This window comes from Streptomyces luomodiensis (genome assembly GCF_031679605.1).
Classification (GTDB): domain Bacteria; phylum Actinomycetota; class Actinomycetes; order Streptomycetales; family Streptomycetaceae; genus Streptomyces; species Streptomyces luomodiensis.
Genome location: NZ_CP117522.1, coordinates 8,663,175 through 8,686,960 on the forward strand (window position 1 = coordinate 8,663,175; position 23,786 = coordinate 8,686,960).

A 23,786-nucleotide genomic window follows, 5' to 3' on the forward strand; every position below is an offset into this window, starting at 1 on the left:
CCGGGTCAGTGGGACTCGCGGGGCACCTCGTGTCCACTGGCGCCGACCAGGAAGTCCAGGTCCAGACCCTGATCCGCCTGGAGCACATGCTCGGTGTAGAGCTTGCTCCAGCCCCGCGCGGCCACCGGCGGCGGGGGCTCCCAGGCGGCCCGGCGGCGCGCCAGCTCCTCCTCGCCGACCTCCAGCGTCAGCGCACGCGCGGGAACGTCGAGGGTGATCCAGTCGCCGTCGCGCACCAGCGCCAGCGGGCCGCCGACGGCGGACTCGGGGGACACGTGCAGCACCACGGTGCCGAAACCGGTGCCGGACATCCGGCCGTCGCAGATCCGCACCATGTCCTCGACGCCCCTGCGCAGCAACTTCGTCGGCAGCACCACATTGGAGACCTCGGGCATGCCCGGATAGCCACGGGGGCCGCTGCCCCGGATCACCAGCACCGTGTCCTCGTCCACTGGGAGGTCCTCGTCGGCGTGGACGGCGAGGTAGTCCTCCGGAGTGTCGAACACCAGGGCCCGGCCGCGGTGCCGGAGCAGATGCCGCGACGCGGCGGACTGTTTGATCACCGCGCCGTTCGGGGCGAGGTTGCCGCGCAGCACCGCGGTGCCGGTGCCGGCCTCCTGGAACGGGTCGTCCAGCGTCCGGATCACCTCACGGTTCCAGCACTCGGCGTCGGCCACGTTCTCCGCCACCGTGCGTCCGCTCACCGTGGCCGCCTCCGTGTGCAGCAGCGCGCCCAGCTCGCGCATCACCACCGGCAGCCCCCCGGCGTAGCAGAAGTCCTCCATCAGGAACCGTCCGGAGGGCTGGAGATCGACCAGTGTGGGCACCTCCCTGGCCAGCGTGTCGAAGTCGTCGAGCGTCAGCGGCACGCCCAGCCGTCCCGCGATGGCCAGCAGATGGATCACCGCGTTGGTGGAGCCGCCGATGGCCGCGTTGACCCGGATCGCGTTCTCGAACGCCGCCCGGGTCATGATCTGCGACGGCCGCAGATCCTCCGCCACCATCGCCACGATCCGCCGGCCGGCCCGCTGCGCCGTCTCGTACCGGCGGGCGTCCACCGCCGGCCAGCTCGCCGAGTAGGGCAGCTGCATGCCGAGCGCCTCGGCCAGCGACGCCATGGTGGACGCGGTGCCCATGGTCATGCAGTGCCCGTTGGACCTGGCCATGCAGCCCTCGGCGAAGAAGCACTCCTCCTCGGTCATCCGCCCGGCCGCCAGCTCGGCCTCGAACCGCCAGACCTGGGTGCCCGAGCCCACGTCCGCGCCCCGGTACTTGCCGTTCAGCATCGGGCCGCCGGTGACCATGATGGCCGGCAGATCGACGCTGGAGGCGGCCATCAGCAGACCGGGAGTGGTCTTGTCGCAGCCGGACAGCAGCACCACACCGTCCAGCGGATTGGCCCGCATCAGCTCCTCGGCCTCCATGGCCAGCAGATTGCGGTACAGCATCGCGGTGGGCCGCATCAGCGTCTCGCCCAGCGCCATCGCGGGGAACTCCAGCGGAAAGCCACCGGCCTGCCAGACCCCGCGCTTCACCGACTCAGCGACCCGCCCCAGATGGCTGTTGCAGGGCGCCAGCTCCGACCACGTCGTGGCGATGCCGATCACCGGCCGGCCGTCGAACACCTCACCGGAATAGCCCTGGTTGCGCATCCAGGACCGGTAGACCATCCCGGAGCGGCCCTTCGCGCCGAACCAGGCCGCGCTGCGCCGCCCGCCGTGTGTTTCCGTGTCCGTCACGTCCGCACTCCCACCTGTTTCCGGGGCCCCTGGCAGTACAGCAAAGACGAGCGCCGCGCGGAAGATCGTGGCACGGTGTGGGAAGTATGGGCCGGTATCCGGCACACGGTGAGGAGTGTCCGCATGAGTGGTGCGCTGTCCGGAGCCACCGCCCTGGTCACGGGCGCCACCGCGGGGATCGGCCGCGCCGTGGCCCTGCGCCTGGCGGCGCTGGGGGCCGAGGTGGTCGTCCACGGCCGGGACGCGCGACGGGGCGCGGAGGTGGTCCGGGAGGTGTCGGCGGCGGGGGCCACGGCCAGGTTCGTGGCGGCGGATCTGGCCGAGGCCGACGATGTGCGGCGGCTGGCCGCCGCGGCGGGCGACGTGGACGTGCTGGTGAACAACGCCGGCGTCTACCGGTTCGCGGACACCGCCGGGACCACACCCGAGATGTTCGACGTCCACATGGCCATCAACACCCGCGCACCGCTGCTGCTGGTCGGCCGGCTCGCACCGGGCATGGCCGCCCGGGGCCACGGGGCCATCGTCAACCTCAGCACCATCGCCGCCGACACCCCGGCCCGCGACGCCGGGGCGTACGGTGCCTCGAAGGCCGCGCTGGAGCTGCTGACCCGGGTGTGGGCCGATGAGTTCGGCGGCCGGGGCGTCCGGGTGAACGCCGTCCGTTCGGGCCCGGTCCGTACGCGGGGCACCTCCGAGATGGGGGAGGCGGCCCTCCAGGCGGTGGCCAGGACCACGGTCCTGGGCAGGCCGGCGGCGCCCGAGGAGATCGCCGAGGCCGTGGTGTTCCTCGTCTCCTCGCGGGCGAGCTACATCACCGGCGCGATCCTGGAGGCCCGCGGCGGCGAACTCGCCTATCGCTGACGCGCCCGGCCGCGCGCCGGTCAGCGGCCGGCACTCATGGGCGCGCCGGTCAGCGGCCGGCACTCATGGGCGGTCCGGTCAGCGCCCCGGACGGCGGCGCTGACCGGCGTAGAACAGCGCCGAGCCGGTCACCGCGAACAGACCGGCGGTGATGCCCAGTCCGACACCGTCCACCGTCCGTTCGCCCGTGGCCTCCACCCACGGGTCGAGCGCGCCCAGCGGATCCACGAACAGCACGACATGCTGCTCCGGCCTGAACTGCCCCTGGCAGTTCTGCTGTTCGGACAGGTCCCGGACCGTCCCGGAGGTGTCCACCACACGGCATACGTCGAGCTCGGTCCCCTTGTGGTTGGTGTGGGTGCCGGTGTCCGCGACCAGGGCGTCGACCCGGTCGCCCGCCTGCTTCACATAGAGCTCGTACAGCGCCGGTCCGGCGAACAGCGCGAGCGCCATGGTGGCGAAGGCCGCCAGTGTGGCCGCACCCGCCCGGTGCCAGAGGCCGCCCGCCACGATGGCCGCGGCCGCCGCCGCGCCGAGCACGATGAGCACCCCGAGCCACAACATGCCGTACGGATACTGGGCGAGGAACCCGGCCGCGGTGGCGACCACCGGGATGAGCACGGCCCACTTCAGGGAGTTCGGTGTGCGTCCGGGTCCGGCCGGGGCCAAATGCCCGGCGGTCTCCCCGTGTACCTCGGACATGCCGGACGGTCCCACTCTGCTCCCCCTCGATGACCTGCGCGTGTGTGCAGGACACCTTACGGGGGCCGCCGTCGGCCGGTGCGGGGTGGTGGCGGGCGCTTGGCCGGGCCGGAGGGGCCTCACGACGCCGCGTGGGCCCGCGGGATGGGCTGTTCGGTCCAGATGCACTTGCCCTCGGCGGTGTAGCGGGTCCCCCAGCGCTGGGAGAGCGCGGAGACCAGTTGCAGGCCCCGCCCTCCCTCGTCCGTCTCGGCGGCCCGGCGGATCCGGGGAGTGGTGGCGGCGGTGTCCGAGACCTCGCAGATCAGCGCACCGCCGCGGATCAGCCGGAGGTGGCTCGGTCCCCTGGCGTGCCGGACGACATTGGCGACGAGTTCGTCGGCCAGCAGCTCGGTGGTGACGACGAGGTCGTCCAGCCCCCATGCCCGGAGCTGGTCGCGGACATGGGCGCGGGCGAGCGGGGCGGCCATCGGGGCCTCCGGCAGCGGCCATCCGGCGATGTTCCCGGACGGCAGCCCGTGCAGCCGGGCGATCAGCAGGGCGGTGTCGTCGGCGGTCAGCTGCTGGGCGGGGAGCATGGCGCCGACCAGCAGGTCGCAGAGCCGGTCGAGCCGGTCGCGGTCCGCCCGCTCCGTCCCGTCCGGCTCCATCCTGTCCGGCTCCACCTCGCCTGTCTCCGTACCGTCCGGGTGCGGAGGGGGCGCCGGGCGGGTGAAGAGCCGGCCGCGCTCGCTGGTGAGGACCCGCACGCATTCGGCGATGCCGGTGTCGATGTCGCGCGCGGCGGACTCCACCAGACCGTCGGTGTACAGCACCAGGAGACTGCCGTCGGGCAACCGGAGATCGACGGTGGAGAACGGGGGCTCGGTGGCGCCCAGCGGCGGATCGGGCGCCGGGTCCAGGCACTGCACACCTCCGTCCGGGCGCACCACCAGGGGCGGGGGATGACCGGCGCGGGCGAGCGAGCAGAGCCGCGAGACGGGGTCGTACACCGCGTACAGGCAGGTCGCGAAGGAGTCCTCGCCCAGATCGCCGACGACCTCGTTGAGATGGGCCAGGACCTCATCGGGTGGCAGTTCGAGGTTGGCGAGCGTGTGCACGGCGGTGCGCAGCCGCCCCATGGTGGCGGCCTCGGCCAGGCCATGGCCCATCACATCGCCGATGACCAGGGCCACCCGCTCCCCGGACAGCGGAATGACGTCGTACCAGTCGCCGCCGACGCCCGTACCACTGCTGGCGGGCAGATAGCGGACGGTGGAGGTGACGGCGGCCGGCGTGGGCAGGGCCCGGGGCAGCAGCCCGCGCTGGAGCGCCTGGGCGCGGGCGTGCTCGGTGTCGTAGAGGCGGGCTCGGGCCAGCGCCTGGGCCACCATCCCGCTGAGGGCGATGAGCAGGGCGCGCTCATCGGCGGAGAAGCGGCGCGGCGCGTCGAAGGAGAGGGAGATGGTGCCGATGGCGTTGCCCGAGACGGTCAGCGGGAGCACGGCCCAGGCGTTCTTCCCGGCGATGGCCGGATTGCCGGCCAGATCGGGGAACAGCGCCTCGTACTCCTCGGCCGAGGAGATGAAGCGCGGCCGGCGCGAGCCGAGTACGTCGTTGAGCAGGCGGTAGCCCTCGAACGCCGGGATCCCGTCCACACTGCGCAGGAAGGGGCGGGGATACCCCACCGAGCCCATCACGTTCAGCCGGCCGCTCTCCAGGCCCAGGATCAGCAGACCCGAGGCGCCGAACGGCGGCAGGACGTGCGTGGCGACCACGTCGACGACGTCCCTCGTGGTCACCGCGTCGGCCAGCGCGTTGGTCAACTCGCCGATTCTGGCGGACTGTTCGGCGCCGGCGCGCTCGGCCTCCGCGCGCCGCGCGGCCCGGGTGTGCCGGTTGGTGACATCGGTGAGGTAGGCCGTCAGCCCGTCCGGCACGGAGACCAGCCGTATGTGGTACCAGCGGCCATCGGTGGGCCACCGGATGTCGAACCCGGCCGGTCTGTCGTCGTCGGCGGCAGCGCGGCAGCGGTCCTCCAGCCCGGGGACCGTGCCCGCGGGGCCGTCCCACAGCGGCCGGCCGAGCACCTTGGTGGCCGGGCCCAGCAGGCGTTCCGCCTCGACGTTGAGGAAGGTGATCCGCCAGTCCCGGTTCACCGCGAAGAACGCGTCGCTCATGAAGCGCAGCGCCTGCCCCACCGATTCCCGGGCCATCCGGCTCTCGGTGGTGTCCCAGACCTTCCCGACCATGCGCACGGGCTCGCCGCTCTCGTCGAGTTCGACATGGGCGCGGCTCAGCACCCATCCGGTGGTCCCGTCGGGACGGCGGACCCGGTACTCGACCTCGTAGACGCTCCGCTCCCGCAGCGACTTCTCGGTGGCGGCCATCACCCGTGGCATGTCCTCGGGGAGGATCAGGTCGATCCAGCTCTCGATCCGCCGCTGGTAGTCCTCGGGGATGCCGAGCAGCGTCCGCCCCGCCCGGTCCCAGCGCATCTCACCGGTGTGCACGCCCCATTCCCAGGAGCCGACCTTGACCGCCTCCAGGGACTGCTGGAGCACCGAGCCGCCCGGCCGCTGCTGCCACCACGGGGGCGCCTCGCCCGCGTCGCTCGCGGCGGCCGGGCGGGAGAGGCGGCGTTCGGCCCAGTGCGCCACCGCCCGGAGGAAACCGGCCTGCTCCCCGGTCGGCTTCCGCGGGCCGGTCAGCACGGACAGCGCGCCCACCGGCCGGTCCGGTCCGGCCAGCGGAACGGACGCCACGGTGGTCGACGCCGACAGGGCCCCGAGGGAGGGGCGGCCGGCCTGCCCGGGGCCGGGGGCCCTGCCGGCGGCCGCCGGCATCCACACGAAGCGGCCGTCCCGCACGGCTCGGGCGGGGGCGAGCGGGGCCTCGTCCTCGCGGATCTCCTCCCACGCCCGGAGGGCGGCCAGCGGCAGCCCGCTGGCGAGGACCAGGCGCAGCGTACGGCGGCCGGCAGGGCCGCAGGACCAGTGCACCAGGCCCGCGATACCGCCCAGCTCGGAGACCGCCTGGTCCAGGGCGTGCTGGAGCACCTCGCGGTTGGTGAGCGCGGCGCCGACCGCCGAGAGCAGGGAAAGCCGTTCCTCGCCCCGCGAGCGGGAGCGCCTCACCCGGTCTGTTCCGCGCCGCTCCTCCATACCCAAGACCTCACCTCATGGCACCGGGCATTCTCGGACAAACGTAGCACCGGCATATGCCGGGCATCATCCGTACGTCCCCAAGGCGCGAGGCGGGGCGCGGCGTGCCGGGGCCGGCGGCATGCCGTACGGCTGGACGTACGGCTGGACGTACGCGACTGAATTCCCTATTTTTCCTACGGGATTCCTAGGGAATGCTGAATGTGGGGCCGGGCCGGGTGGCGGACCGGACGAACGAAGGGGAGCGCGCGTGACGGTGGTGGATGCGGCGGTTGAAGCGCCCGACCGCGCGAGGTGGCTGAAGATCGCCGACGAGGCGGCGGACGACCTCGCCACGGACGCGGTCCTCCGTGACCAGGCGGGCAAGACGCCGTACGACGAGGTCGCCCGGCTCCGTGAGGCGGGGCTCCTGACGCTGCTGATCCCCGCCGAGCACGGGGGCGGGGGCGGGGACTGGCCCACGGCCTGCGCCGTCGTGCGCAAGATCGCCGCGGCCGACGGCGCGATCGGCCAGGTGCTCGGCTGTCACTACCTGCTCTGTTTCAGCGCACGCTTCTTCGGCGGGGCCGATCTCGCGGCCCGGCTGGAACGGCGGTCCGCGGCGGAGCAGTGGTGCTGGGGCGGCGGGCTGACCACCCGCGAGCCACGGCTGACGCTCACCCCCGGCCACGGTGGCCACATGCTGAACGGACGCCAGGGGTACGCCACCGGCGTCCTGGTCGCCGACCGGCTGGCCGTCCGCGCCATCCACGCCGACACCGGCGAACCGCTGGCCGTGTTCGTCGACGCCACCCATCCCGGTGTGGTGTGCGGCAGCGACGACGGGGACACCTTCGGACAGCGGCTGGCGGCCGGCGGCAGCGTGGAGTTCGACGCGGTGCCGGTCGGGGACGACGCGGTGCTCGGCCCGCTCTCCTGGGACGAGGACACCCTGTCGCCCTTCAGCGGCCTGTCCGCGCCGACCGGGCGTCTGGTCTCGGCGCAGATCTGTCTCGGGATCGCGCAGGGAGTGCTCGCCGAGGCCCGCGAGTACACCAGGGCCGTACACGCGCCCTGGCCGCACACCTCCCCGCGCGATCCGTACGCGCTGACCACCTACGGCGAACTCACCGTCGCCACGTTCTCCGCCGCCGCCCTCGCCGATCAGGCGCTGGAGGCCCTGGACGCCGGGCTCGCGCGGGGCGAGGACCTCACCGACGACGAATGCGCCGAGATCACCGTGCTGGCCGCCGCGGCCGAGGCCGCCGCCTCCCGGGCCGCCCACGACGCCACCGCCCGCGCCCTGGACGTCATCGGCGCGCGCTCCGCCTCCTCCGCCTACGGATTCGACCGCTTCTGGCGCAACGCGCGCACCCACACGCTCTACGACCCCGTCGCCCACCGGCTCCACGAGGTCGGCGACTACTTCCTCAACGGCGAGCATCCCCCGTTCACCCTGCCCTTCTGAACGGTCCGGCCCGCCGGTGCCGGATAATCACCACATGCGGATTTCGGCGAAGGCGGACTATGCGGTGCGGGCGGCGTTGGAACTGGCCGCGGCGGCGGAGGACACGTCCGTCAAGGCCGAGGCGATCGCCGCCGCGCAGGGCATACCGCACAAGTTCCTCGAAGGGATCCTGGGCGATCTGCGCCGGGGCGGACTGGTGGCCAGCCAGCGCGGCGGCAAGGGCGGATACCGGCTGGCCCGCCCCGCGGACACGATCAGCATCGCCGAGGTGATCCGGGTGGTCGACGGGCCCCTGGTGTCGGTGCGCGGAGTGCGCCCGCCCGAGCTGTCGTACCACGGACCGGCGGAGTCACTGCTGCCGCTGTGGATCGCGGTACGGGCCAATGTGCGCAAGATCCTCGGCGAGGTGACCCTCGCGCAGGTGGCCGCGGCCAAGCTGCCCGACGACGTCCTCGGCCTGGCCGACGACCCCGAAGCCTGGACCAACCCCTGACCTCCCGCTTCCCGCTCAACCTCCCGCTTCCCGGCCGGGCGTCCGCGGGCCCGTGTCCAGGCCGCCCGCAACACCGGCAGCGGGGAGCCGGCACGGGAGGCGACCACCCTCACTCCGGTGCGCATCACCGTGCACGGGGGATCGGCGCCGGAGCTGCCCCGGGGGACCCGCTGACGGCCGCCGGGCGGGGCGGGAGGATGGGACGCATGACATCCGAGACCGGCTATCTGCTGGACAACCGGCAACGCGAGGCCGGCCGGCGCTTCGACGCGCTGGCCGGGCTCTTCGACCCCTGGACCCTCGACCACCTCGACCGGCTCGGCCTCGCCGCCGGATGGCGCTGCTGGGAGGTGGGCGCGGGCGGGCCCTCGGTGCCCACCGCCCTCGCGGAGCGGGTCGGGCCCACCGGGCAGGTGCTGGTGACCGACATCGACACCTCCTGGCTGACGGATCTGTCCGGCCCGGCCGCCGGACCGGTCGAGGTACGGCGGCATGACGTGGCCCGCGACGAGCCACCGGGCGGCGGCTTCGACCTCGTCCACGCCCGGCTGGTGCTGGTGCACCTGCCCGACCGGGCCGAAGCGCTGCGGCGGATGGCCGAGGCGGTGCGGCCGGGCGGATGGCTGGTGGTGGAGGACGCCGATCCGGCGCTCCAGCCCCTCGCCTGCCCCGATGAGCGCGGCCCGGCCGAGGAACTGGCCAACCGCGTCCGCCGCGGGTTCCGGTCGCTGCTCGCCGGGCGCGGTGTGGACCTCGCCTTCGGCCGCACCCTGCCCGCCCTGCTGCGCGGCGCCGGGCTGGCCGACGTCCGCGCCGAGGGCTGTTTCCCGCTGACCTCCCCGGCGTGCCGGGAGCTGGAGGCGGCCACCGTGCGTCAGCTGCGCGGTCAGCTGGTGGCGGGCGGACTGGCCACCGACGAGGAGATCGAGCGCCACCTGGCCCATCTGCGCGATGCCGGAATGGACGTCACCACCGCCCCGCTCATCACCTGCTGGGGCCGGCGCCCCGACTGAGCGCCGAACGCCCGCCAGGCGGTGCGCTCAGTCCAGCAGGCCGAGCCGGCCCGCGGCCCGGATCGCCAGCCAGACCTCGGCGAACGCGCCGGTGGTGGCCAGATCGCGGCCGGTGAGCTCATGGAAGCGGCGCAGCCGGTAGGCCAGCGTATTGGGGTGCACATGGAGCGCCGCGGCCGCCTCGTCGGTGCGGCGGTCGCGCTCCATCCAGGTGCGCACCGACGGCAGCAGCCGTGAGCCGTGCCCGGCGTCGTAAGCCAGCGCCTCGCCCAGCACATGCTCGACCAGGTCGGTGAGCGCGGCCGGGTCGTCGGGCAGCCAGCGGCCGGTGACGTCGTCGCCGTACCGTACGAGGACGCGGCCGGACGCGACGGCGTGCGAGGCCGCCCACAGCGCCTCGCGCTGGGCGATCCGCAGTGGGGCGCCGGGGCTGACCGGACGGCTCATCCCGGCGGCCGCCCCCGACAGGGACTCGATCGCGTCGCCCAGGCCGGGCGCACCCAGCAGATAGCGGTCCTCGCCCCGGTTGAGCAGCAGATACGGCTGATCCTCCAGCGCCCCCAGCACCTCCTCCTCGGTGACGCCCCTGACCACCGCCAGCACGGTCTCGCCCTCGATGGAGTGGCGCGCCAGATGGCGCCGCGCCACGGCGGGGTCGAGCGCGCCCTGGAGCAGCTCGGCGAGGATCTCCGCACCCTCGCGGCGCAGCGTCTCCCGCTCGGTGCGGACCATGGCGAGCTGGAGCGCGGCCACCGTGGCGATGTGCTGCACCACGGCGAGCCCCGCCGGGCGCGCGCCCTCCCGCTCGAAGGCGATGACGAACCCCGCCGTGCCACCGGGGGAGGGCACCGGGAGCGCGAAGCCGCCGGGGATGGTCGGCGGGGCGTCCGCCGAGCGGGGAATCACGGACGCGTCGGGCGCGGGCACCCCGGGCAGCAGCGGCCGGCCCTGTGGGGTGCACAGGTGGATGTCGTATCCGGAGAGCTTCTCCAGCCGGCTGAACAGCGTCGCGGTGTCCAGGTTCTCCGAGGTCAGCCAGCGCAGCGCGCCGAACACCTGGAGCTGCGCGCCGAGCCGGTGCCGGGCGTCCTCCTGGATGGCGGCGGCCACCTCCTGCGCCACCGCCATGAACGGCACGGCCAGCGGAATCTCCAGGACCGGCATGCCCCGCTCCTCGGCGGCGTCGAAGAACGCCCGGCGCAGCGGGGGCATGCGTAGCTGGGCGGAGACGGCGAGGGCGGCCACCCCGGCGTCGTCGAGCCGCTCCAGATAGCCGCGCTGGCCGGCCGCCGAACGGGGCACCGCTATCCCCGTCGTCATGATCATCTCGGCGCCGAGCAGCCAGGGCGTGGGGTCGTCCAGCTCGCTGACATGGGCCCAGGACACCGAGCGGTGCAGACCGGCACCGCCCGCGATCAGCCGGAGCTGAAGGGCCGGGTACGACAGCAGGTCGCCGACGGTCACGCCCTGCACCTTGTTGTTCACCACAAACCGAACCTCACTCTTTGTGCCGACAACGATTGTCCCGCGGTTCCTCCGCCGTGCACACTCGCCCGGCCGGACCACACCGGCGCACCGGAGAAGGGACTGCCAGCACCATGACCGAACCCCGAGGGCCCGTCGACTCCTCCCGGATCCCACGCTTCGCCGGCCCCGCCACGTTCGCCCGGCTGCCCCGCCTCGACGAGGTGGCCCGCGCCGATGTGGCCGTGGTGGGCGTCCCGTTCGACGCCGGCGTCTCCTACCGCCCCGGCGCCCGCTTCGGGCCCGCCGCGGTCCGTGAGGCCAGCCGGCTGCTCCGCCCCTACCACCCGGGGCTCGACGTGTCCCCGTTCGCCACCCAGCAGGTGGCCGACGCCGGTGACATCGCCGTCAACCCGTTCGACATCGGCGAGGCCATCGAGACCATCCAGGACGCCGCCGACCGCCTCCAGGCCGACGGCACCCGCCTGGTCACCATCGGCGGCGACCACACCATCGCGCTGCCGCTGCTGCGCGCCGCCGCACGGCGGCACGGCCCGGTCGCGGTGCTCCACTTCGACGCGCACCTGGACACCTGGGACACCTACTTCGGCGCCGAGCACACCCACGGCACCCCGTTCCGCCGGGCCGTGGAGGAGGGCGTCGTCGACACCTCCGCCCTCTCGCACGTCGGCACCCGCGGTCCGCTGTACGGCAAGGAGGACCTCACCGAGGACCAGAAGCTGGGCTTCGGCATCGTCACCTCCGCCGATGTCTACCGGCGCGGCGCCGACGAGGTGGCCGACCAGCTGCGCGGGCGCATCGGCGACCGGCCGCTGTACATCTCCATCGACATCGACTGCCTCGACCCGGCCCACGCCCCCGGCACCGGCACCCCGGAGGCGGGCGGCCTGACCTCCCGGGAGCTCCTGGAGATCCTGCGCGGGCTCGCGGGATGCCATCTGGTCGGCGCGGACGTGGTGGAGGTGGCGCCCGCCTACGACCACGCCGAGATCACCTCGGTCGCGGCCTCCCACGTCGCCTACGACCTGATCGGCCTGCTCGCGCTGCGCCCTGGTCTGCCTGCTCGCGGAGCATGACCTGCTCGCGCCGCATGACCTGTGCTCGCGCCGCATGATGGGAAGTGATCGCGCGCACGCGCACCGGTGGCGAAGAAGGGCGGGGCGGCATGGCGAGGAGTGCGGGCAAGGTCCTGCTCACCGGCTGGTTCAGCTTCCTCGACGGCGAGGCCACCGCGGGCGATGTGCTCGCCCTGCGCCGGGTGCGCGCCGTTCTGGACCACGCCGGTATCCCGTACGACGTGGCCTGGAGTCCCGGTTACCGGGCCGAGGCCCTGCATCTGTCCGACGCGGCCGAGGACTCCTACTCCCATCTGGTGTTCCTGTGCGGGCCGCTGCACGGCCCCCAGGTCGAGGAGTTGCACACCCGGTTCCGGCACTGTGTGCGCGTCGCCGTCGGCACTTCCGTGATCGACGCCTCGTCGCCGGCGGTCGGCGGCTTCCACCAGGTCCTGGCGCGCGACGCGCCCGGCGGCGCGCCCGGAGTGCGCGACCTCGCCGCCGGAGCCCCCGCCGGCGCCGCCACACCGGTCGTGGGCGTCGTCCTCACCCATGGACAGGGCGAGTACGGGCGGGCGCGGCGCCATGACGAGGTGGCCGAGGCACTGACCCGCTGGCTGGCGGCCAAGGACTGTGCCCGGCTGGAGCTGACCACCCGTCTGGACACCCGCGACTGGCGCCTGTGCGCCACTGCGGAACAGTTCGAGTCCGTGGTGCGACGGCTGGACCTGGTGGTCACCGACCGGCTGCACGGCCTGGTGGTGGCGCTGCGGTCGGGTGTTCCGGCCCTGGCGGTCGACCCCGTCGACGGCGGGGCCAAGCTGAGCGCCCAGGCGCGGGCCCTTGACTGGCCCGCCACGCTCGGCGCCGGACAGCTCCACCCCGCCGAGCTCGACCGGTGGTGGCGATGGTGTCTCACCTCGGGGCGCGCCCTGGCCGAGCGGCGCCGCCGCGAACTTTTGGCCACACCCGCGCGCGGCGCCGCCGTGGACGCCACGGACGCGGTGCTGACGGCGCTGTCGGCGGCGGTCTCCACCAGCCCCGGCCGGCCGCGCGGCGGCTGACCGGGCTTCCGGCCCGCCGTGGCACCGCCACGCGGCGCCTGCGCCAGAAAGTCGCCTCGGGGCCGCCGGAATCGGCCTCTTGGCGGCCTTCCACGGGTGCCTGGGCGGCCGGTGCCCACGGTCGCGGAGAACTCCTCCACCGCCTCGCCCCCGGCCCCGCGAACGGCCGTCAAAGCCCGTGCCACATACCGCCTGAGCTGGTCTTTCGCTGGCTCCGTGGCTATGTTTCAGCCCTTGTGTGTGTCACCCCTCGGGAAAGGGGAGCGAGTGGACCGGAACATACGCACGGTGGACGACGTCCTGCGGCTCCTGGACGGCCTGTTCGCGCCGGAGGCCGACCGCTGGACGGCCGGTGGTGCCTCCTGGTGGGACGGTTTCTACGCGGACCGGTCCAAGCCGGTGCCGTTCTTCGCGGCCAAGCCCGACGAACATCTGGTGTCCTGTCTCGACCGTGGGCTGATCGCCCCGGGCCGGGCCCTCGACCTGGGGTGCGGCCCCGGCCGCAACGCCCTCCACCTCGCCTCCCGGGGCTTCACGGTGGACGCCGTCGACCTCTCGCCCACGGCCATCGCCTGGGCCGAGGAGCGCGCCCGGGAGACCGGGGCCGAGATCCGGTTCCACCACGGCGACGCCTTCGCCCTCACCACCGGCGAACTCGCCGGTCCATACGACCTGATCTGCGATTCCGGCTGTTTCCACCATCTTCCCCCGCACCGCCGGATCAGCTACCTCGACCTTGTCGAGCGCGTCCTGGCCCCCGGCGGCCATCTCGCCCTCACCTGCTTCGCGGCGGGCGCCATGGGCTCGGAACTCCCCGACGCGGCCTTCTACCGCCAGTCCGGGCTGCACGGTGGTCTCGCCTACACACCCGAGTCCCTGCGCTGGATCTTCTCCGAGCTGACCGAGATCGAACTGCGCCGCATGCGCGACGAGCCCCCCGACTCCCCGCTCTTCGGGGAGCCGTTCCTGTGGACAGCCCTCTTCCGCCGCGCCACGGAGACGGGGAGCACGGCGGTCCGAGGGCCGGCCGCCACCTGACGGCCCGGACCGGATTCCGGCGCGGACGTCGGACGGCCTGGCGCCGCCCGAGCCGTGTCCGCACCGGAACCCGGACCATCACCGCCCCGGTGGGGTCACCCGGTGGGGTCACCCGGTGGGGTCACTCGCAGCCGTACTGCCAGTTCCAGCCCACGAAGGTGTGCCGCAGCTCCACGTCGAAACGGCAGCTCGCCGTCCCGTCGGCCGCCAACGCGACGTAGGAGTGGTGGGTGTTGGCGTACCAGTCGCCGGTCGGATCGAAGACGCCCTGGTACGTGAAGTCGGCGTGCGCTTCGGAGTTGACCGCGGCGCAGTCCGTGACACAGTCGTCCTTCGCGGTCTGCGAGGCGAGCGACCAGCCGGCGTCCCACGGCTCGCGGTTCCACTCCTGGGTGGCCGTGGTGCCGGCCGTCGGGATGCGGCCGTCCGCCGTCTCCCACGAGGACGTGGTGTACAGGCCCGTCATCCGGATGTTGCAGCAGTCGTACATCTCGTTCCAGCCGCGCAGCTGATGGCCGGTGGCGGCGGTGGCGGTGCCGGACGAGCGGGCCGAGGCGGCCGAGGCCGGGCCGTGCTGGACGGAGGCCGGTTCCGGCTTGCAGTCGGCGCCGATGGTGATCCGCCCCGACACGGCCTGGCCGGGCTCCGGAACCGGGAGCTCGCCGGTCAGCCGGACACCGTCACAGGACTTCGGCGCCGGGTCGGACTCCTGGGCCACCGCCACCGTCGTACCACCCAGGAGCGCCACCAGGGAGATGGCCGACACGGCCGCGATTCTTAACCGGGTGCTCACGTCTCACGCCCTTCGATCCGATCCGGTCCTCAACGGGCAGCGCACGTCTCGCCCGTGCGCCGCCCGGTCACGCGGATGATCGTAAAGGGGCGGCGCTGCGCGGGAGCGGGGGATCGCGAAGGTTGGCAGGAAGGTGGCACGTGGCATCCAACGCCCAGCGGCTGGTGGCCGGTGGGGTGCCGCCGCCGGTTCCGGCTCCGGCTAAGGTGGCCCCGGGTCCCACCGAGGGGCCCGGGGGAGGGGTGATGCACGGCGATGTCGAGGCCGAGGGGGCCGGAGGGCTGCGCACGGCCGCGCGCGTCGGCACACTGGCCCTGATCGCGGGCCTTCCGGTGGTGGTGCTCGGCGGTCTCGCCCTCTGGCTCGGGCCGCGGATCACCGAGGGGCTGGACCACCGTGCGGTGGCCGCCTGGCGGACGGTGTTCACCGCGATCGTCATCCAGGGCGTGCCGTTCCTGCTGCTGGGCACCGTGGTGTCGGCCATCATCAGCGCGTTCGTACCGGCCTGGGTCTTCACCCGGGTGCTGCCGCGCAACCCGGCCCTCGCCGTACCCGTGGCGGGCGCCGCCGGGGCGGTGCTGCCGGGGTGCGAATGCGCGTCGGTGCCGGTGGCCGGCAGCCTCATGCGGCGCGGGGTGGCCCCGGCGGCGGCGCTGGCCTTTCTGCTGTCGGCCCCGGCCATCAACCCGATCGTGCTGGTCGCGACCTATGTGGCCTTCCCCGACACGCCCTGGATGGTGGCCGCCCGTCTGATCGCCTCGCTGCTGACGTCCGTCGCCATGGGCTGGCTGTGGATCCGGGCGGGCCGCGAGGAGTGGCTGCGGCTGCCGAAGGGGCCCACCGGGCACACCCCCGGCGCGAGCCGCGCGGAGGAGTTCCGGGTCTCGCTCCAGCACGACTTCCTGCACGCCGGGGGCTTCCTGGTGGTCGGCGCGGCGGCCGCGGCCACGTTCAATGTCGCGGTGCCGCACTCCGTGCTGCGGCTCTTCTCCGACTCCCTGTGGCTCTCGCTGCCCATGCTGGGGCTGCTCGCGGTGGTCCTCGCGGTCTGCTCCGAGGCGGACGCGTTCGTCGCCGCGTCGCTCACCGGGTTCTCGCCCACCGCCCGGCTCGCCTTCATGGTGGTCGGCCCGATGGTGGACCTGAAGCTCATCGCCCTCCAGTCCGGCACGTTCGGGCGCGCCTTCGCGGTCCGTTTCTCGTCGGCCACCTGGGTCATGGCGGTGCTGTGCAGCGGACTGGTGGGGTGGTGGCTGCTGTGAAGCGCAACGTCCAGGTGTTGCTGCTGCTGTTCCTCGGCGTCGGTCTGCTGCACATCTCCCTGCTGACCGATCTGTATCTGCGCTATGTGCGTCCGGGCCTGCGTCCCGCGCTCATCGCCTCCGGGGTGCTGCTGATCGTGCTCGGGGCGGTCAGCGCCGCCCGCGACGGCTTCCCCTTCAACCGTCCCCGCACGGACGGCCACGACCACCACGACGGCCATGGCCACGGCCACGACCACGCGGGCGGACCGAAGGTGGCCTGGCTGCTGTACGTACCGGCCCTGACCATCCTGTTCCTGGCGCCGCCCGCGCTCGGCTCGTACACCGCCGCCCGCGACGAGGCGGCGGCCCCGAAGGCCCCCTCCTCCTCGTCCTCCTCGGGTGAGAGCCTCTTCCCCGCCCTGCCGGACACCGGTGTGGTGCCGATGTCGCTGAACGACTTCAGCGCCCGTGCGGTCTGGGACACCGACCGCACGCTGAAGGGCCACACCGTCCGGCTCACCGGATTCGTCACCCCCTCGGGCCACGGCACCTGGTACGTCAGCCGGCTCGTCATCAGCTGCTGCGCCGCCGACGCCCAGGTGCGCAAGGTGCGGGTGCACGGGGCCCCGGCACCGCCCGCCGACGCCTGGGTGACGGTCACCGGCACCTGGCATCCCACCGGGAAGGTGGGCACGGACGACGCCAGCCCCGCCCTGGACGCCACCGCCGTACGGCGCGTCCCCGAGCCCAAGGACCCGTACCACGACCTGGGCTGACGAAGGGTCAGTCAGGAGCCGCCGTGCCGTCCGGCGGCGGCTCGTCCGCGGAGCCCTCCTCGGCCCGCGGCGGTGCGGGCTCGACGGCCGCCAGGGGCGCCGCCAGGGACGCCGGCATCGCGCCGGGCTTGCTGTTGACGTAGGTGGTGAGCCGGTGGACCTGACGCTCCAGGGCCCTGATCCGGTCCACGATGTCCTCGGGCAGGTTCGCCATCAGTCTGTCTCCTCCAGATACAGATCGGCGGTCTCCGGGCGCCCCCGCTCCGGGGCGGTGACCTTGATGCCGACGACGCGGTAGCGGGCGTCCAGCCCCTCGGCGAACCACAGGTCCTTGATGCGCAGCCGCACGGTCGTGCCGAGCAGCGCGGGCGTGGTGTCCGGGCCGAGGCGGATCCGCACCGAGGGGATGACCACCGCACCGCGCAGGGCGGCGAGTTCGGACCGGGCGAACGCGTCGAGCGTCGCCTTGTCGGTGACATTGCTGTGATCGGACGAGGTGTCCAGGCGGGGGAACCCGGCCGCGAGGAGATCCTCGGCCACCTGCTCCCCGGACATCACCGGGCCGCCCGCCCCGCTCTCCGGGGTGCCGCCCCTGGCCCGCGCGGTCGTCCCGCCGCGCGTGGCGTCGCGGGGGAAGGAGTACGACAGCACATCGCCCGGCAGATCCAGCATCACCGGCTGGTCGCCCACCCGGATGGCCGGAGAGCCGAGCTGGAGCTGCTTCACCCGCCGCCCGGTCACCGGATCGCGGTACACCGCGATCCGGTGCTCGAAACCGGGCTCCATCGCCGCGAGCTGCCCGATCGCCTCCTCCACCAGGGTCTCGTCACCGTCGCTGTAGGCCACCGTACGGGCCGCGGTGGGGGCCGTCGGCTGGTACTCCACGCCGATGTGGCCGCCTTCGGACCCTTGCATGTAGTCCCACAGCCGACGGACGATCTCCAGGTGGTCGAGGGTGGTGAAGCTCAGGTTCGCGCGGATGTAGCGCCGGCCCGCGTAGGAGTCGAACGTGGCCGCCTGCACCCCGACCGTGGTGAGGCCCCGGTCGTCCGTGGCCGGGGTGAGCGTCCAGACGATACCGCCCCAGCAGACTTCGTTCCCCCGTTCCAGGTAGACCGCGGTGCGCCCCTCCACCAGCTCCCGGACCCGGCGGGCCATACGGGCGTCGGGCACCGGCACGGTCGCGGTGAGCGAACCGGGCTTGCCGAGGTAGTCGTCGTACTCCACCTCCCGCAGGGGCAGCACATCGATGGCCTGATCGGTGCGCAGATCGGTGAAGACGGCGCGGTAGCGGGTGTCCACGGCGGTCACGCCACCGGATCGACGCGGATGAAGCGATCGTCGAAGTGCACCCGCGTCCCCGCGATGGACGAGCGGTAGGCGGCGGTCGCCGTGTAGACGGCGCCCGGGGTCAGGTTGCCCACCGGGAAACAGGTGGAGATCGAGGCCCGCCCGGCGCCGGAGAGGGCCGCCGCCCGGTCGTCGGACGGGGCGAGCACCTCGGCGCCGCTCTGCGTCCTGAGCCGGAACGAGATGTACGCGGTGGCGTCCCCGTCGGCGGCCGTGAAGGCGCCGAAGGTGAGGGACACCCACCGGGACGCCGGGGCGGTGAAGGTGGCGGTGAGCGTGGCGACGGTGTCGGTGAGCATCTCCTGGTAGGTGGCGGAGGTGGTGGCTCCCCAGTCCGCCGTGTGCCGGAGCACGGTGTCGGGGATGAGCTTCGCCCACTGGGTGCCGTCCCAGCGCTCCAGCCGCCCGCCCGTGTCGCGGTACTGGCCGACGTACGCGCCGTTGTGCGGCGCGCCGCCCGCCGCGGGGACGATGCCGCCCAGCGCCACGGTGTAGCGACGGCGGTCGGTGATGGCCGAGGCCCAGGTGATGCCCTTGGCGGCGGACGCCCCGGCGGGTACGGCGACCTCGTGGAGGAGTTCGGCGTTCTTGGGCACGGCCGGGGCGGTGGGCGAGCTCGCCGCCGTCCCCTGGAGCACCTCCAGCGTCGCCTCGTACTTGCCCGAGCCGTCGTAATCGGTGTCGTAGACCCGGACGATCACCGCGTCCACGCGCGGCAGGCTGGCGTGGCCGTCGGCGAAGGTCAGCAGGGTGTCGGCGTCGACGGTCACGGGGTAGCCGCCCTGGGCCCCGGTGGAGGTGCCGGGCACCCACACCTGGCCGGGGGAGAGCTTGGCCTGCATACCGGTGGCGGCGGTGCCGGTGAGGTGCAACCCGCCGAACACACACCCCGCCCGGGTCAGCAGCGGTCCGGCGGAGGCCATGCCGAGGCCGACAGCCAGCCGGGTGTCCTCACGGGTCTGTCCATTGGGCAGGTGCCAGGCGGAACGAACGGTCATGAAACGGCTCCTGGATGCGGGAAGAGGCGGGTGCGGGCCGGTGGGCGGTGCCGGGCGGTCACCAGTCGGCACCGCGCCAGGCGACGGTGACGTCCGCCGCCCCGCCGGACGCGGACTCGGCCCGGAACGACAGCTGGGAGGTGCCGGGCGGCAGGGTGAACGACTCCTCGGGTGCGCTGCCCGGGGTCGCGGTGTGACGTCGCGACGCGGTGCCGTTGAACATCACGGTCCCCTCGGCCGTGTCGACGACGAGTTCGTCGTCCGGGGCGAGGGTGATCGCGTACTCGAGCCAGTCGCCGGTGGTGCGGTTGGCCAGCCGTGGCGTGGTGCACGGACCGGTGAAGGTGATCACGGGGTGGGCGGGGGCACTGCCGGTGTTCTCCACGTTCAGATCGCCGGTGGACTCGGGGGTGCCCCAGATCAGCGGCCAGCCGAGCGGCCAGGTCAGGCCGGGCTCCGGCCGGGGGAGACCGACGGTCTCCCGCCGTGCCACCGCCTCGTAGCGGCGTGGGTCGCTCGCCTTCCACTGGAGCGTCATCTTCGCCAGGCGGCTTGCGGTGAACTGCCGGTCGGTGGGTACGACGCGCTGGGTGACCCGGGCCCGTACGGCCAGCGTCTCGCCGTGCAGCCGTACCGCGAGCCACTCCTCCTCGTCGCGTACGGCGGTGGCGGCGCGCAGCGCGCGCAGCGCGTCGCGCACGGCCTGTGGCCCGGCGTCCGGGTCGGGCGCGAACCACACCTGCGCGGTGACCGTACGGGCCTGTGCCCACTGCGAACCGGGCCAGCCGCCGTGCCCCACCGGGCGGTCGGCGTCGGAGGTGTCGAGGGCGGGCAGCTCCTCCCAGCCGGTGAGCCCCTCGGCGGCGATCCAGTAGTCGGTGCCGGGGCCCATCAGCAGCCCGGCCCACTGCACCTGCCCATCGGCGGTGATCAGCGGCCCCGGTTCGGTGGTGCTGGTCCGGCTCGCCATGTCACTCACCCCCTCGCCTTCATCAGGAACATCAGATCCTCGGCGGTCTGCCGGGCGGTGGCGCCCGGGGCCTCGTGGTAGTGCTCGATGACGAACCCGCCCGGTGGCCTGCCGGAGGCGGCCGGGCCGGGCGCGGGCCCGGTGCGGGCGAGCAGCGTGTGCAGCCGGTTCAGCGGCAGGACGGCCTCGGCCTGCCCGCCCTCGGCGAGCAGCGCGAGCGTGCCGCCGGGGCGGGGCAGTACGACGCCGCCCTGGGCGAGCGTGGGGATGGTGGGGATGTTCACCCCGAACGACCGGCCGCCGATTCCCCCCGGCACCCAGGAGGGCACCGAGACCTTGACCCGGTTCAGCGCGCCGATCGCCCGGTTGACCAGCCCGATCACTCCGTTGAGCGGCCCGCGCACGGCCCCGAGCACGGCGCTGAACGCACCCCTCACGATGCCCGCCAGCCCGCTGAAGGCGCGCTGGATGCCGCTTCGGGCGGAGCGGAAGGCGCCCGGGACGCGCTCGGAGAAGAACGACAGCAGGGGCCGTACCACGGCCATGATGGCGTGGATGACCGTGGTGATGATGGTCTTGTAGAGGGTGAAGTAGGTCTTCACCACCGTCCAGATGACCTTCAGTACGACCGTGAACGCCGTCTTGATGGCGTTCCAGGTCGTCTGGACCACGCGCCTGGCCACCCGCATGGTGGTGCCGATGACCTGGCCGATGATCCGGAAGGCGGCCTGGACGACGCGCTGGACGGTCTTGGACTGCAGGGCCATGTCGACCAGCTTCATGATCAGCGGCATCAGCAGGGCCATGACGACCCCGAAGACATTCGCCTTCATGGCGGTGTTCAGGCCCTTCTGGGCCGTGGTCACCCCCTGGAGTCCCGTCTTCATCCGCCCCATGAGCCCGCCCCCGGTCGCCGCGCTGCGCCCCGCCGTGCTCATGGACCTCCCGCTCTTGGCGACGGAGCGCTCGGCGGCGTCGGCGTTGCGCTGGAGGGTGCGCATCGAGGTGGCCGACTTGTCGACGTCGGCCTTGATACGGCCGACGGCGGAACCCGCCTGGGTGGCCGTACGGGCGAGCCGGGCGACGCTCGTATCGGCCTGACCGGTGCCGTTCTTGAGTTTGACCAGTGCGGACGATGACCTGTTGAGTGCCGCGATCAGTGACATGGCTGCCTCCTTCCCGGCTCGTCAGCCCAGGGCTCGGGTCAGGCTGCTGATGCGTTGCTCGAGGCGGTTGATCCGCTCGGCGGTTTCGCTGAAGGACCGCGTGTTGCCGATGTGCGCCTGCTGCTGCGGGGCGCCGCGCCGGATCTCGGTCCGCAGGGCGTCCAGCCGCCGGTTGGCCCGGGTGGCCTGGCCCAGGGCTCGGCCGGTGACGCGGCCGAGCGATTGGCGGGTGTTCCGCAACGTCACCGTGGCCTGCTCGGCGATCCGTGTCGCCCGCTCCGCGACGCCGCGTACGGTGGCGATCTCGCGCTTGAGGGAATCCGGGTCCAGACCGCGCCTCTTGTCCAGGATCTCCTGGAGGTCGAACACCGTCTTCTCGGCGTTGAACAGTTTGAAGCCGAGCGAGGCTCCGACCGCCTCGGTCTTGATGCCGCTGGTCTCGCCCTTCACCGCCGCGGGGTGCACGATGGCCTTCGCGGCGTCCACGGCGTCTTTGACGATCTTCTTGCCGGCCGTGTTCAGGGCGGCGTGCACTCTGCGGTCGATCTCCTGGCCCATGGACCTCATCGGATCGATCGATCCCGTCATCTTCCTTCCCCTCAGCTCCAGAACGCCTCGTCGGCCGAACGTCTCCTCAGCCGAAGAACCGCGCCAATTCCGCCGCCGTCGGCGACGGCCCGGTGGCGGCCGGGCCGCCGGACGCGTCGACGGGCTCCGTCTCCGCCCCCGCTCCGGCCCCCGGCCTCGGCACCGGTACCGGCGTCTGGGGCGGGTCCGCGTACTCGTCGCGGTTGACCGACGCGAACATCCAGTTGGCGATCGCCAGGTGGTCCACGGTTGCCGCCAGCAGATGGTCGGTCAGCGTCCACTCCGCGGCCTCGCCCTCCCGCGACCGTACGAACGCCGAGTCCGGTGGCAGATGGCGCACCAGGACCGCCAGACGGCGTGAGGACAGCTCCTCGCGGTGCCAGTCGAGCAGATCGACGCCGTAGTACCGCAGCAGATCGGCCTCCAGCGCCTCGGCGTGCTCCTCCACGAGCGCGCCGAGGCTCAGCCTTCCCCCACGCCGAGCCCGGTGTCCTGGCCGTACGCCTCCAGGATCGCGGCGATGTCCTGCACGCTCACCTCGTGTGCGCACAGTCGCTGGTAGCTCTCCTCGCCCATCAGGAGGGCGAGCAGTCCGTCCAGGTCGTTGTCCTTCAGCTCGGCCAGGGCGTGCGCGGAGCGGCGGGGGATCTCGGTGGGCAGCGAGAACGTCTCCCCGTCCACCTCGAAGTCCCAGGTCAGGCCCAGCGCTTCGAGGCGCTGGGCGCGAGCGGCGTTGACATTGAACGCGGACATGGGTGACGGCTCCTTCGCGGTGGAGATCTTTCGTGGGCGGGGTCTTCGCGGCGGGGGCGGCGCGGTCGGGGCGGCGCGGTCAGGATCCGGCGAACGCCGGGTCGTTCATCAGCCAGGTGGCCAGCGGGGTGGCGTTGTCCACGGCCAGCGCCGTGAAGGTGACGCCGAGCCGGACCGCGGCCGTACGGGTGAGCTGGAGCTCCTCGGTCTCGGTGACCTGGCCGCGGCGGATGACGAACCGGTACCTGATGACATCGCCGTCCGCGAACTCCACGCCCAGCATCCGCTCGTCCTTCTTCGGCTCGGCGGCGAGTTCATAGCGGTACACCTGGGACCCGGCCTCGGTCTCCGTCACCGCATCACCGCCGAAGAAGAACGGCAGGGTGTCCTCGTTGAGCTGGAGGAGCTGGAACTTCAGAGTGAGATCGCGGTCGGAGTAGACGAAGCGGGCGGGGCTGACCGACTGCCAGGTGTCCACCGGGTCGATCTTGTCCTTCTTGTTGAACTTGATGCCGTCGGTGGTGGTGTACCCGAGGTCCTTCCAGCCCGCCGCCCACTCCGTGGAGACATCGGCCGGGACGGTGGTGCCCAGCGGTGCGGTCAGGATGCGGCCGGTCCCCGCGACACGGATCTCATTGGGGTTCATTCCGGGCATGCGTGGCTCCTTGTGGCGTGATGAGGACAGGCGGCCGGCTACGCCGGGCGGATCGAGAGCCGGGCCGTGGACAGATAGCGGCTGGCCGCGGCGTGGAGGTAGTCGGGCAGCCAACGGGGGCCGTCCACCTCGGAGACATCGGTGACGCGGGCGGTGCCGAAGGTGGTGCCGCGCACGGTGAACAGCGCCGTACGGGCGGCCGTGGCGACGGTGTGGGCGGTGGGTTTGTCCGGGCCGTACACCTCGAGGTCGACCAGCGGCTGGTCCAGGTGGATGTCCTCCACCCAGACCCCGCCCGCCCGGGAGACCAGCACGGCCTTCTGGGTCCCGTCGAAGTCCGGCGGGGTCCGGTTGTCCACCAGCACCCCGGCCAGTTCGGGGCGGTTCTGCAAATGCTCGACGACGAGGCGCTCGACGTCAGGAAAGATCACCAAGGGCTCGGTCATGCGC

General features: G+C 73.1%; 24 protein-coding genes. 9 read left to right on the top strand and 15 right to left on the bottom strand.

The features are described from left to right. Window positions 1-5 precede the first annotated feature (5 nt). A complete protein-coding gene (locus tag PS467_RS36505; RefSeq protein WP_311038826.1) occupies window positions 6-1,739 on the bottom strand; it encodes an IlvD/Edd family dehydratase in 1,734 nt (577 codons plus the stop codon). 123 nt (window positions 1,740-1,862) lie between these two features. Between PS467_RS36505 and PS467_RS36510 the strand changes: the two genes are divergently transcribed. Beyond that, window positions 1,863-2,603, top strand: a complete 741-nt coding sequence (locus PS467_RS36510) for an SDR family NAD(P)-dependent oxidoreductase (protein WP_311038827.1) — start codon at window positions 1,863-1,865, stop codon at window positions 2,601-2,603. Between the two features lie 78 nt (window positions 2,604-2,681). Here PS467_RS36510 and PS467_RS36515 read toward each other — a convergent pair whose 3' ends face one another. Further along, complete coding sequence (locus tag PS467_RS36515; RefSeq protein ID WP_311038828.1) at window positions 2,682-3,305, bottom strand: hypothetical protein; 624 nt, start codon at window positions 3,303-3,305, stop codon at window positions 2,682-2,684. 119 nt (window positions 3,306-3,424) lie between these two features. Further along, the gene (locus PS467_RS36520; RefSeq protein ID WP_311038829.1) at window positions 3,425-6,421 is read right to left on the bottom strand and encodes an ATP-binding SpoIIE family protein phosphatase; all 2,997 of its coding nucleotides are present in this window, start codon (window positions 6,419-6,421) and stop codon (window positions 3,425-3,427) included. Between the two features lie 277 nt (window positions 6,422-6,698). On the opposite strand from PS467_RS36520, the gene PS467_RS36525 reads away from it, so the two are divergent. From PS467_RS36525 to PS467_RS36535, 3 genes are all read left to right on the top strand, one after another. Beyond that, window positions 6,699-7,895, top strand: coding sequence for an acyl-CoA dehydrogenase family protein (locus PS467_RS36525; RefSeq protein ID WP_311038830.1), 1,197 nt, complete (start codon window positions 6,699-6,701; stop codon window positions 7,893-7,895). Window positions 7,896-7,929: 34 nt separating this feature from the next. Next, complete coding sequence (locus PS467_RS36530) at window positions 7,930-8,388, top strand: RrF2 family transcriptional regulator (protein WP_311038831.1); 459 nt, start codon at window positions 7,930-7,932, stop codon at window positions 8,386-8,388. A 206-nt stretch (window positions 8,389-8,594) separates the two neighbouring features. Beyond that, window positions 8,595-9,401: a class I SAM-dependent methyltransferase gene (locus PS467_RS36535; RefSeq protein ID WP_432280684.1), complete on the top strand. Its 807-nt coding sequence runs from the start codon at window positions 8,595-8,597 to the stop codon at window positions 9,399-9,401. Window positions 9,402-9,428: 27 nt separating this feature from the next. Here PS467_RS36535 and PS467_RS36540 read toward each other — a convergent pair whose 3' ends face one another. Then, complete coding sequence (locus PS467_RS36540; RefSeq protein ID WP_311038833.1) at window positions 9,429-10,886, bottom strand: PucR family transcriptional regulator; 1,458 nt, start codon at window positions 10,884-10,886, stop codon at window positions 9,429-9,431. Window positions 10,887-10,999: 113 nt separating this feature from the next. Between PS467_RS36540 and speB the strand changes: the two genes are divergently transcribed. From speB to PS467_RS36555, 3 genes are all read left to right on the top strand, one after another. After that, the gene (gene speB / locus PS467_RS36545; protein ID WP_311038834.1) at window positions 11,000-11,962 is read left to right on the top strand and encodes an agmatinase; all 963 of its coding nucleotides are present in this window, start codon (window positions 11,000-11,002) and stop codon (window positions 11,960-11,962) included. Window positions 11,963-12,051: 89 nt separating this feature from the next. Next, complete coding sequence (locus PS467_RS36550) at window positions 12,052-13,005, top strand: polysaccharide pyruvyl transferase family protein (protein ID WP_311038835.1); 954 nt, start codon at window positions 12,052-12,054, stop codon at window positions 13,003-13,005. Between the two features lie 267 nt (window positions 13,006-13,272). Continuing rightward, window positions 13,273-14,043 (top strand): class I SAM-dependent methyltransferase, encoded by a 771-nt coding sequence (locus PS467_RS36555; RefSeq protein WP_311038836.1) that lies wholly within the window; start codon window positions 13,273-13,275, stop codon window positions 14,041-14,043. A gap of 121 nt (window positions 14,044-14,164) precedes the next feature. On the opposite strand, the gene PS467_RS36560 is transcribed toward PS467_RS36555, so the two are convergent. Further along, complete coding sequence (locus tag PS467_RS36560; protein WP_268975948.1) at window positions 14,165-14,809, bottom strand: hypothetical protein; 645 nt, start codon at window positions 14,807-14,809, stop codon at window positions 14,165-14,167. A 272-nt stretch (window positions 14,810-15,081) separates the two neighbouring features. Here PS467_RS36560 and PS467_RS36565 point away from each other — a divergent pair, with 272 nt between their 5' ends. Then, window positions 15,082-16,098, top strand: a complete 1,017-nt coding sequence (locus tag PS467_RS36565) for a permease (RefSeq protein WP_311040071.1) — start codon at window positions 15,082-15,084, stop codon at window positions 16,096-16,098. Then, on the top strand, window positions 16,095-16,856 hold the full coding sequence (locus PS467_RS36570; protein WP_432280781.1) for a TIGR03943 family putative permease subunit: 762 nt from the start codon (window positions 16,095-16,097) through the stop codon (window positions 16,854-16,856). The genes PS467_RS36565 and PS467_RS36570 overlap by 4 nt, the downstream gene beginning before the upstream one ends. A 7-nt stretch (window positions 16,857-16,863) precedes the next feature. Here PS467_RS36570 and PS467_RS36575 read toward each other — a convergent pair whose 3' ends face one another. The 10 genes from PS467_RS36575 to PS467_RS36620 all read right to left on the bottom strand — a co-directional run bounded on the left by PS467_RS36575 (window position 16,864) and on the right by PS467_RS36620 (window position 23,782). After that, a complete protein-coding gene (locus PS467_RS36575) occupies window positions 16,864-17,070 on the bottom strand; it encodes a hypothetical protein (protein ID WP_311038838.1) in 207 nt (68 codons plus the stop codon). Next, the gene (locus tag PS467_RS36580) at window positions 17,070-18,167 is read right to left on the bottom strand and encodes a hypothetical protein (RefSeq protein ID WP_311038839.1); all 1,098 of its coding nucleotides are present in this window, start codon (window positions 18,165-18,167) and stop codon (window positions 17,070-17,072) included. The genes PS467_RS36575 and PS467_RS36580 overlap by 1 nt, the downstream gene beginning before the upstream one ends. After that, window positions 18,164-19,204: a hypothetical protein gene (locus tag PS467_RS36585; protein ID WP_311038840.1), complete on the bottom strand. Its 1,041-nt coding sequence runs from the start codon at window positions 19,202-19,204 to the stop codon at window positions 18,164-18,166. Before PS467_RS36585 ends, PS467_RS36580 begins: the two co-directional genes overlap by 4 nt. A gap of 58 nt (window positions 19,205-19,262) precedes the next feature. Further along, window positions 19,263-20,174: a phage distal tail protein gene (locus PS467_RS36590; protein ID WP_311038841.1), complete on the bottom strand. Its 912-nt coding sequence runs from the start codon at window positions 20,172-20,174 to the stop codon at window positions 19,263-19,265. A 5-nt stretch (window positions 20,175-20,179) separates the two neighbouring features. Continuing rightward, complete coding sequence (locus PS467_RS36595) at window positions 20,180-21,340, bottom strand: phage tail family protein (protein ID WP_311038842.1); 1,161 nt, start codon at window positions 21,338-21,340, stop codon at window positions 20,180-20,182. Window positions 21,341-21,361: 21 nt separating this feature from the next. Next, on the bottom strand, window positions 21,362-21,928 hold the full coding sequence (locus PS467_RS36600; RefSeq protein ID WP_311038843.1) for a hypothetical protein: 567 nt from the start codon (window positions 21,926-21,928) through the stop codon (window positions 21,362-21,364). 46 nt (window positions 21,929-21,974) lie between these two features. Beyond that, complete coding sequence (locus PS467_RS36605) at window positions 21,975-22,376, bottom strand: hypothetical protein (RefSeq protein ID WP_311038844.1); 402 nt, start codon at window positions 22,374-22,376, stop codon at window positions 21,975-21,977. Window positions 22,377-22,390: 14 nt separating this feature from the next. Continuing rightward, window positions 22,391-22,681: a hypothetical protein gene (locus PS467_RS36610; protein WP_268975956.1), complete on the bottom strand. Its 291-nt coding sequence runs from the start codon at window positions 22,679-22,681 to the stop codon at window positions 22,391-22,393. A gap of 79 nt (window positions 22,682-22,760) precedes the next feature. After that, window positions 22,761-23,336: a phage tail tube protein gene (locus PS467_RS36615; RefSeq protein ID WP_311038845.1), complete on the bottom strand. Its 576-nt coding sequence runs from the start codon at window positions 23,334-23,336 to the stop codon at window positions 22,761-22,763. A gap of 38 nt (window positions 23,337-23,374) precedes the next feature. Then, window positions 23,375-23,782 carry a hypothetical protein gene (locus tag PS467_RS36620; RefSeq protein ID WP_268975958.1) on the bottom strand — a complete coding sequence of 136 codons (408 nt, stop codon included), beginning with the start codon at window positions 23,780-23,782 and terminating at the stop codon, window positions 23,375-23,377. Window positions 23,783-23,786: the final 4 nt, after the last annotated feature.

Coding starts and splice junctions, on each gene's coding strand:
- PS467_RS36530 (WP_311038831.1), top strand. CDS start 7,930: ATGCGGATTTCGGCGAAGGCGGACTATGCGGTGCGGGCGGCGTTGGAA.
- PS467_RS36550 (WP_311038835.1), top strand. CDS start 12,052: ATGGCGAGGAGTGCGGGCAAGGTCCTGCTCACCGGCTGGTTCAGCTTC.
- PS467_RS36590 (WP_311038841.1), bottom strand. CDS start 20,174: ATGGCGAGCCGGACCAGCACCACCGAACCGGGGCCGCTGATCACCGCC.
- PS467_RS36575 (WP_311038838.1), bottom strand. CDS start 17,070: ATGGCGAACCTGCCCGAGGACATCGTGGACCGGATCAGGGCCCTGGAG.
- PS467_RS36610 (WP_268975956.1), bottom strand. CDS start 22,681: ATGTCCGCGTTCAATGTCAACGCCGCTCGCGCCCAGCGCCTCGAAGCG.
- PS467_RS36510 (WP_311038827.1), top strand. CDS start 1,863: ATGAGTGGTGCGCTGTCCGGAGCCACCGCCCTGGTCACGGGCGCCACC.
- PS467_RS36565 (WP_311040071.1), top strand. CDS start 15,082: ATGCACGGCGATGTCGAGGCCGAGGGGGCCGGAGGGCTGCGCACGGCC.
- PS467_RS36535 (WP_432280684.1), top strand. CDS start 8,595: ATGACATCCGAGACCGGCTATCTGCTGGACAACCGGCAACGCGAGGCC.
- PS467_RS36595 (WP_311038842.1), bottom strand. CDS start 21,340: ATGTCACTGATCGCGGCACTCAACAGGTCATCGTCCGCACTGGTCAAA.
- PS467_RS36620 (WP_268975958.1), bottom strand. CDS start 23,782: ATGACCGAGCCCTTGGTGATCTTTCCTGACGTCGAGCGCCTCGTCGTC.
- PS467_RS36585 (WP_311038840.1), bottom strand. CDS start 19,204: ATGACCGTTCGTTCCGCCTGGCACCTGCCCAATGGACAGACCCGTGAG.
- PS467_RS36615 (WP_311038845.1), bottom strand. CDS start 23,336: ATGCCCGGAATGAACCCCAATGAGATCCGTGTCGCGGGGACCGGCCGC.
- PS467_RS36600 (WP_311038843.1), bottom strand. CDS start 21,928: ATGACGGGATCGATCGATCCGATGAGGTCCATGGGCCAGGAGATCGAC.
- speB (WP_311038834.1), top strand. CDS start 11,000: ATGACCGAACCCCGAGGGCCCGTCGACTCCTCCCGGATCCCACGCTTC.
- PS467_RS36515 (WP_311038828.1), bottom strand. CDS start 3,305: ATGTCCGAGGTACACGGGGAGACCGCCGGGCATTTGGCCCCGGCCGGA.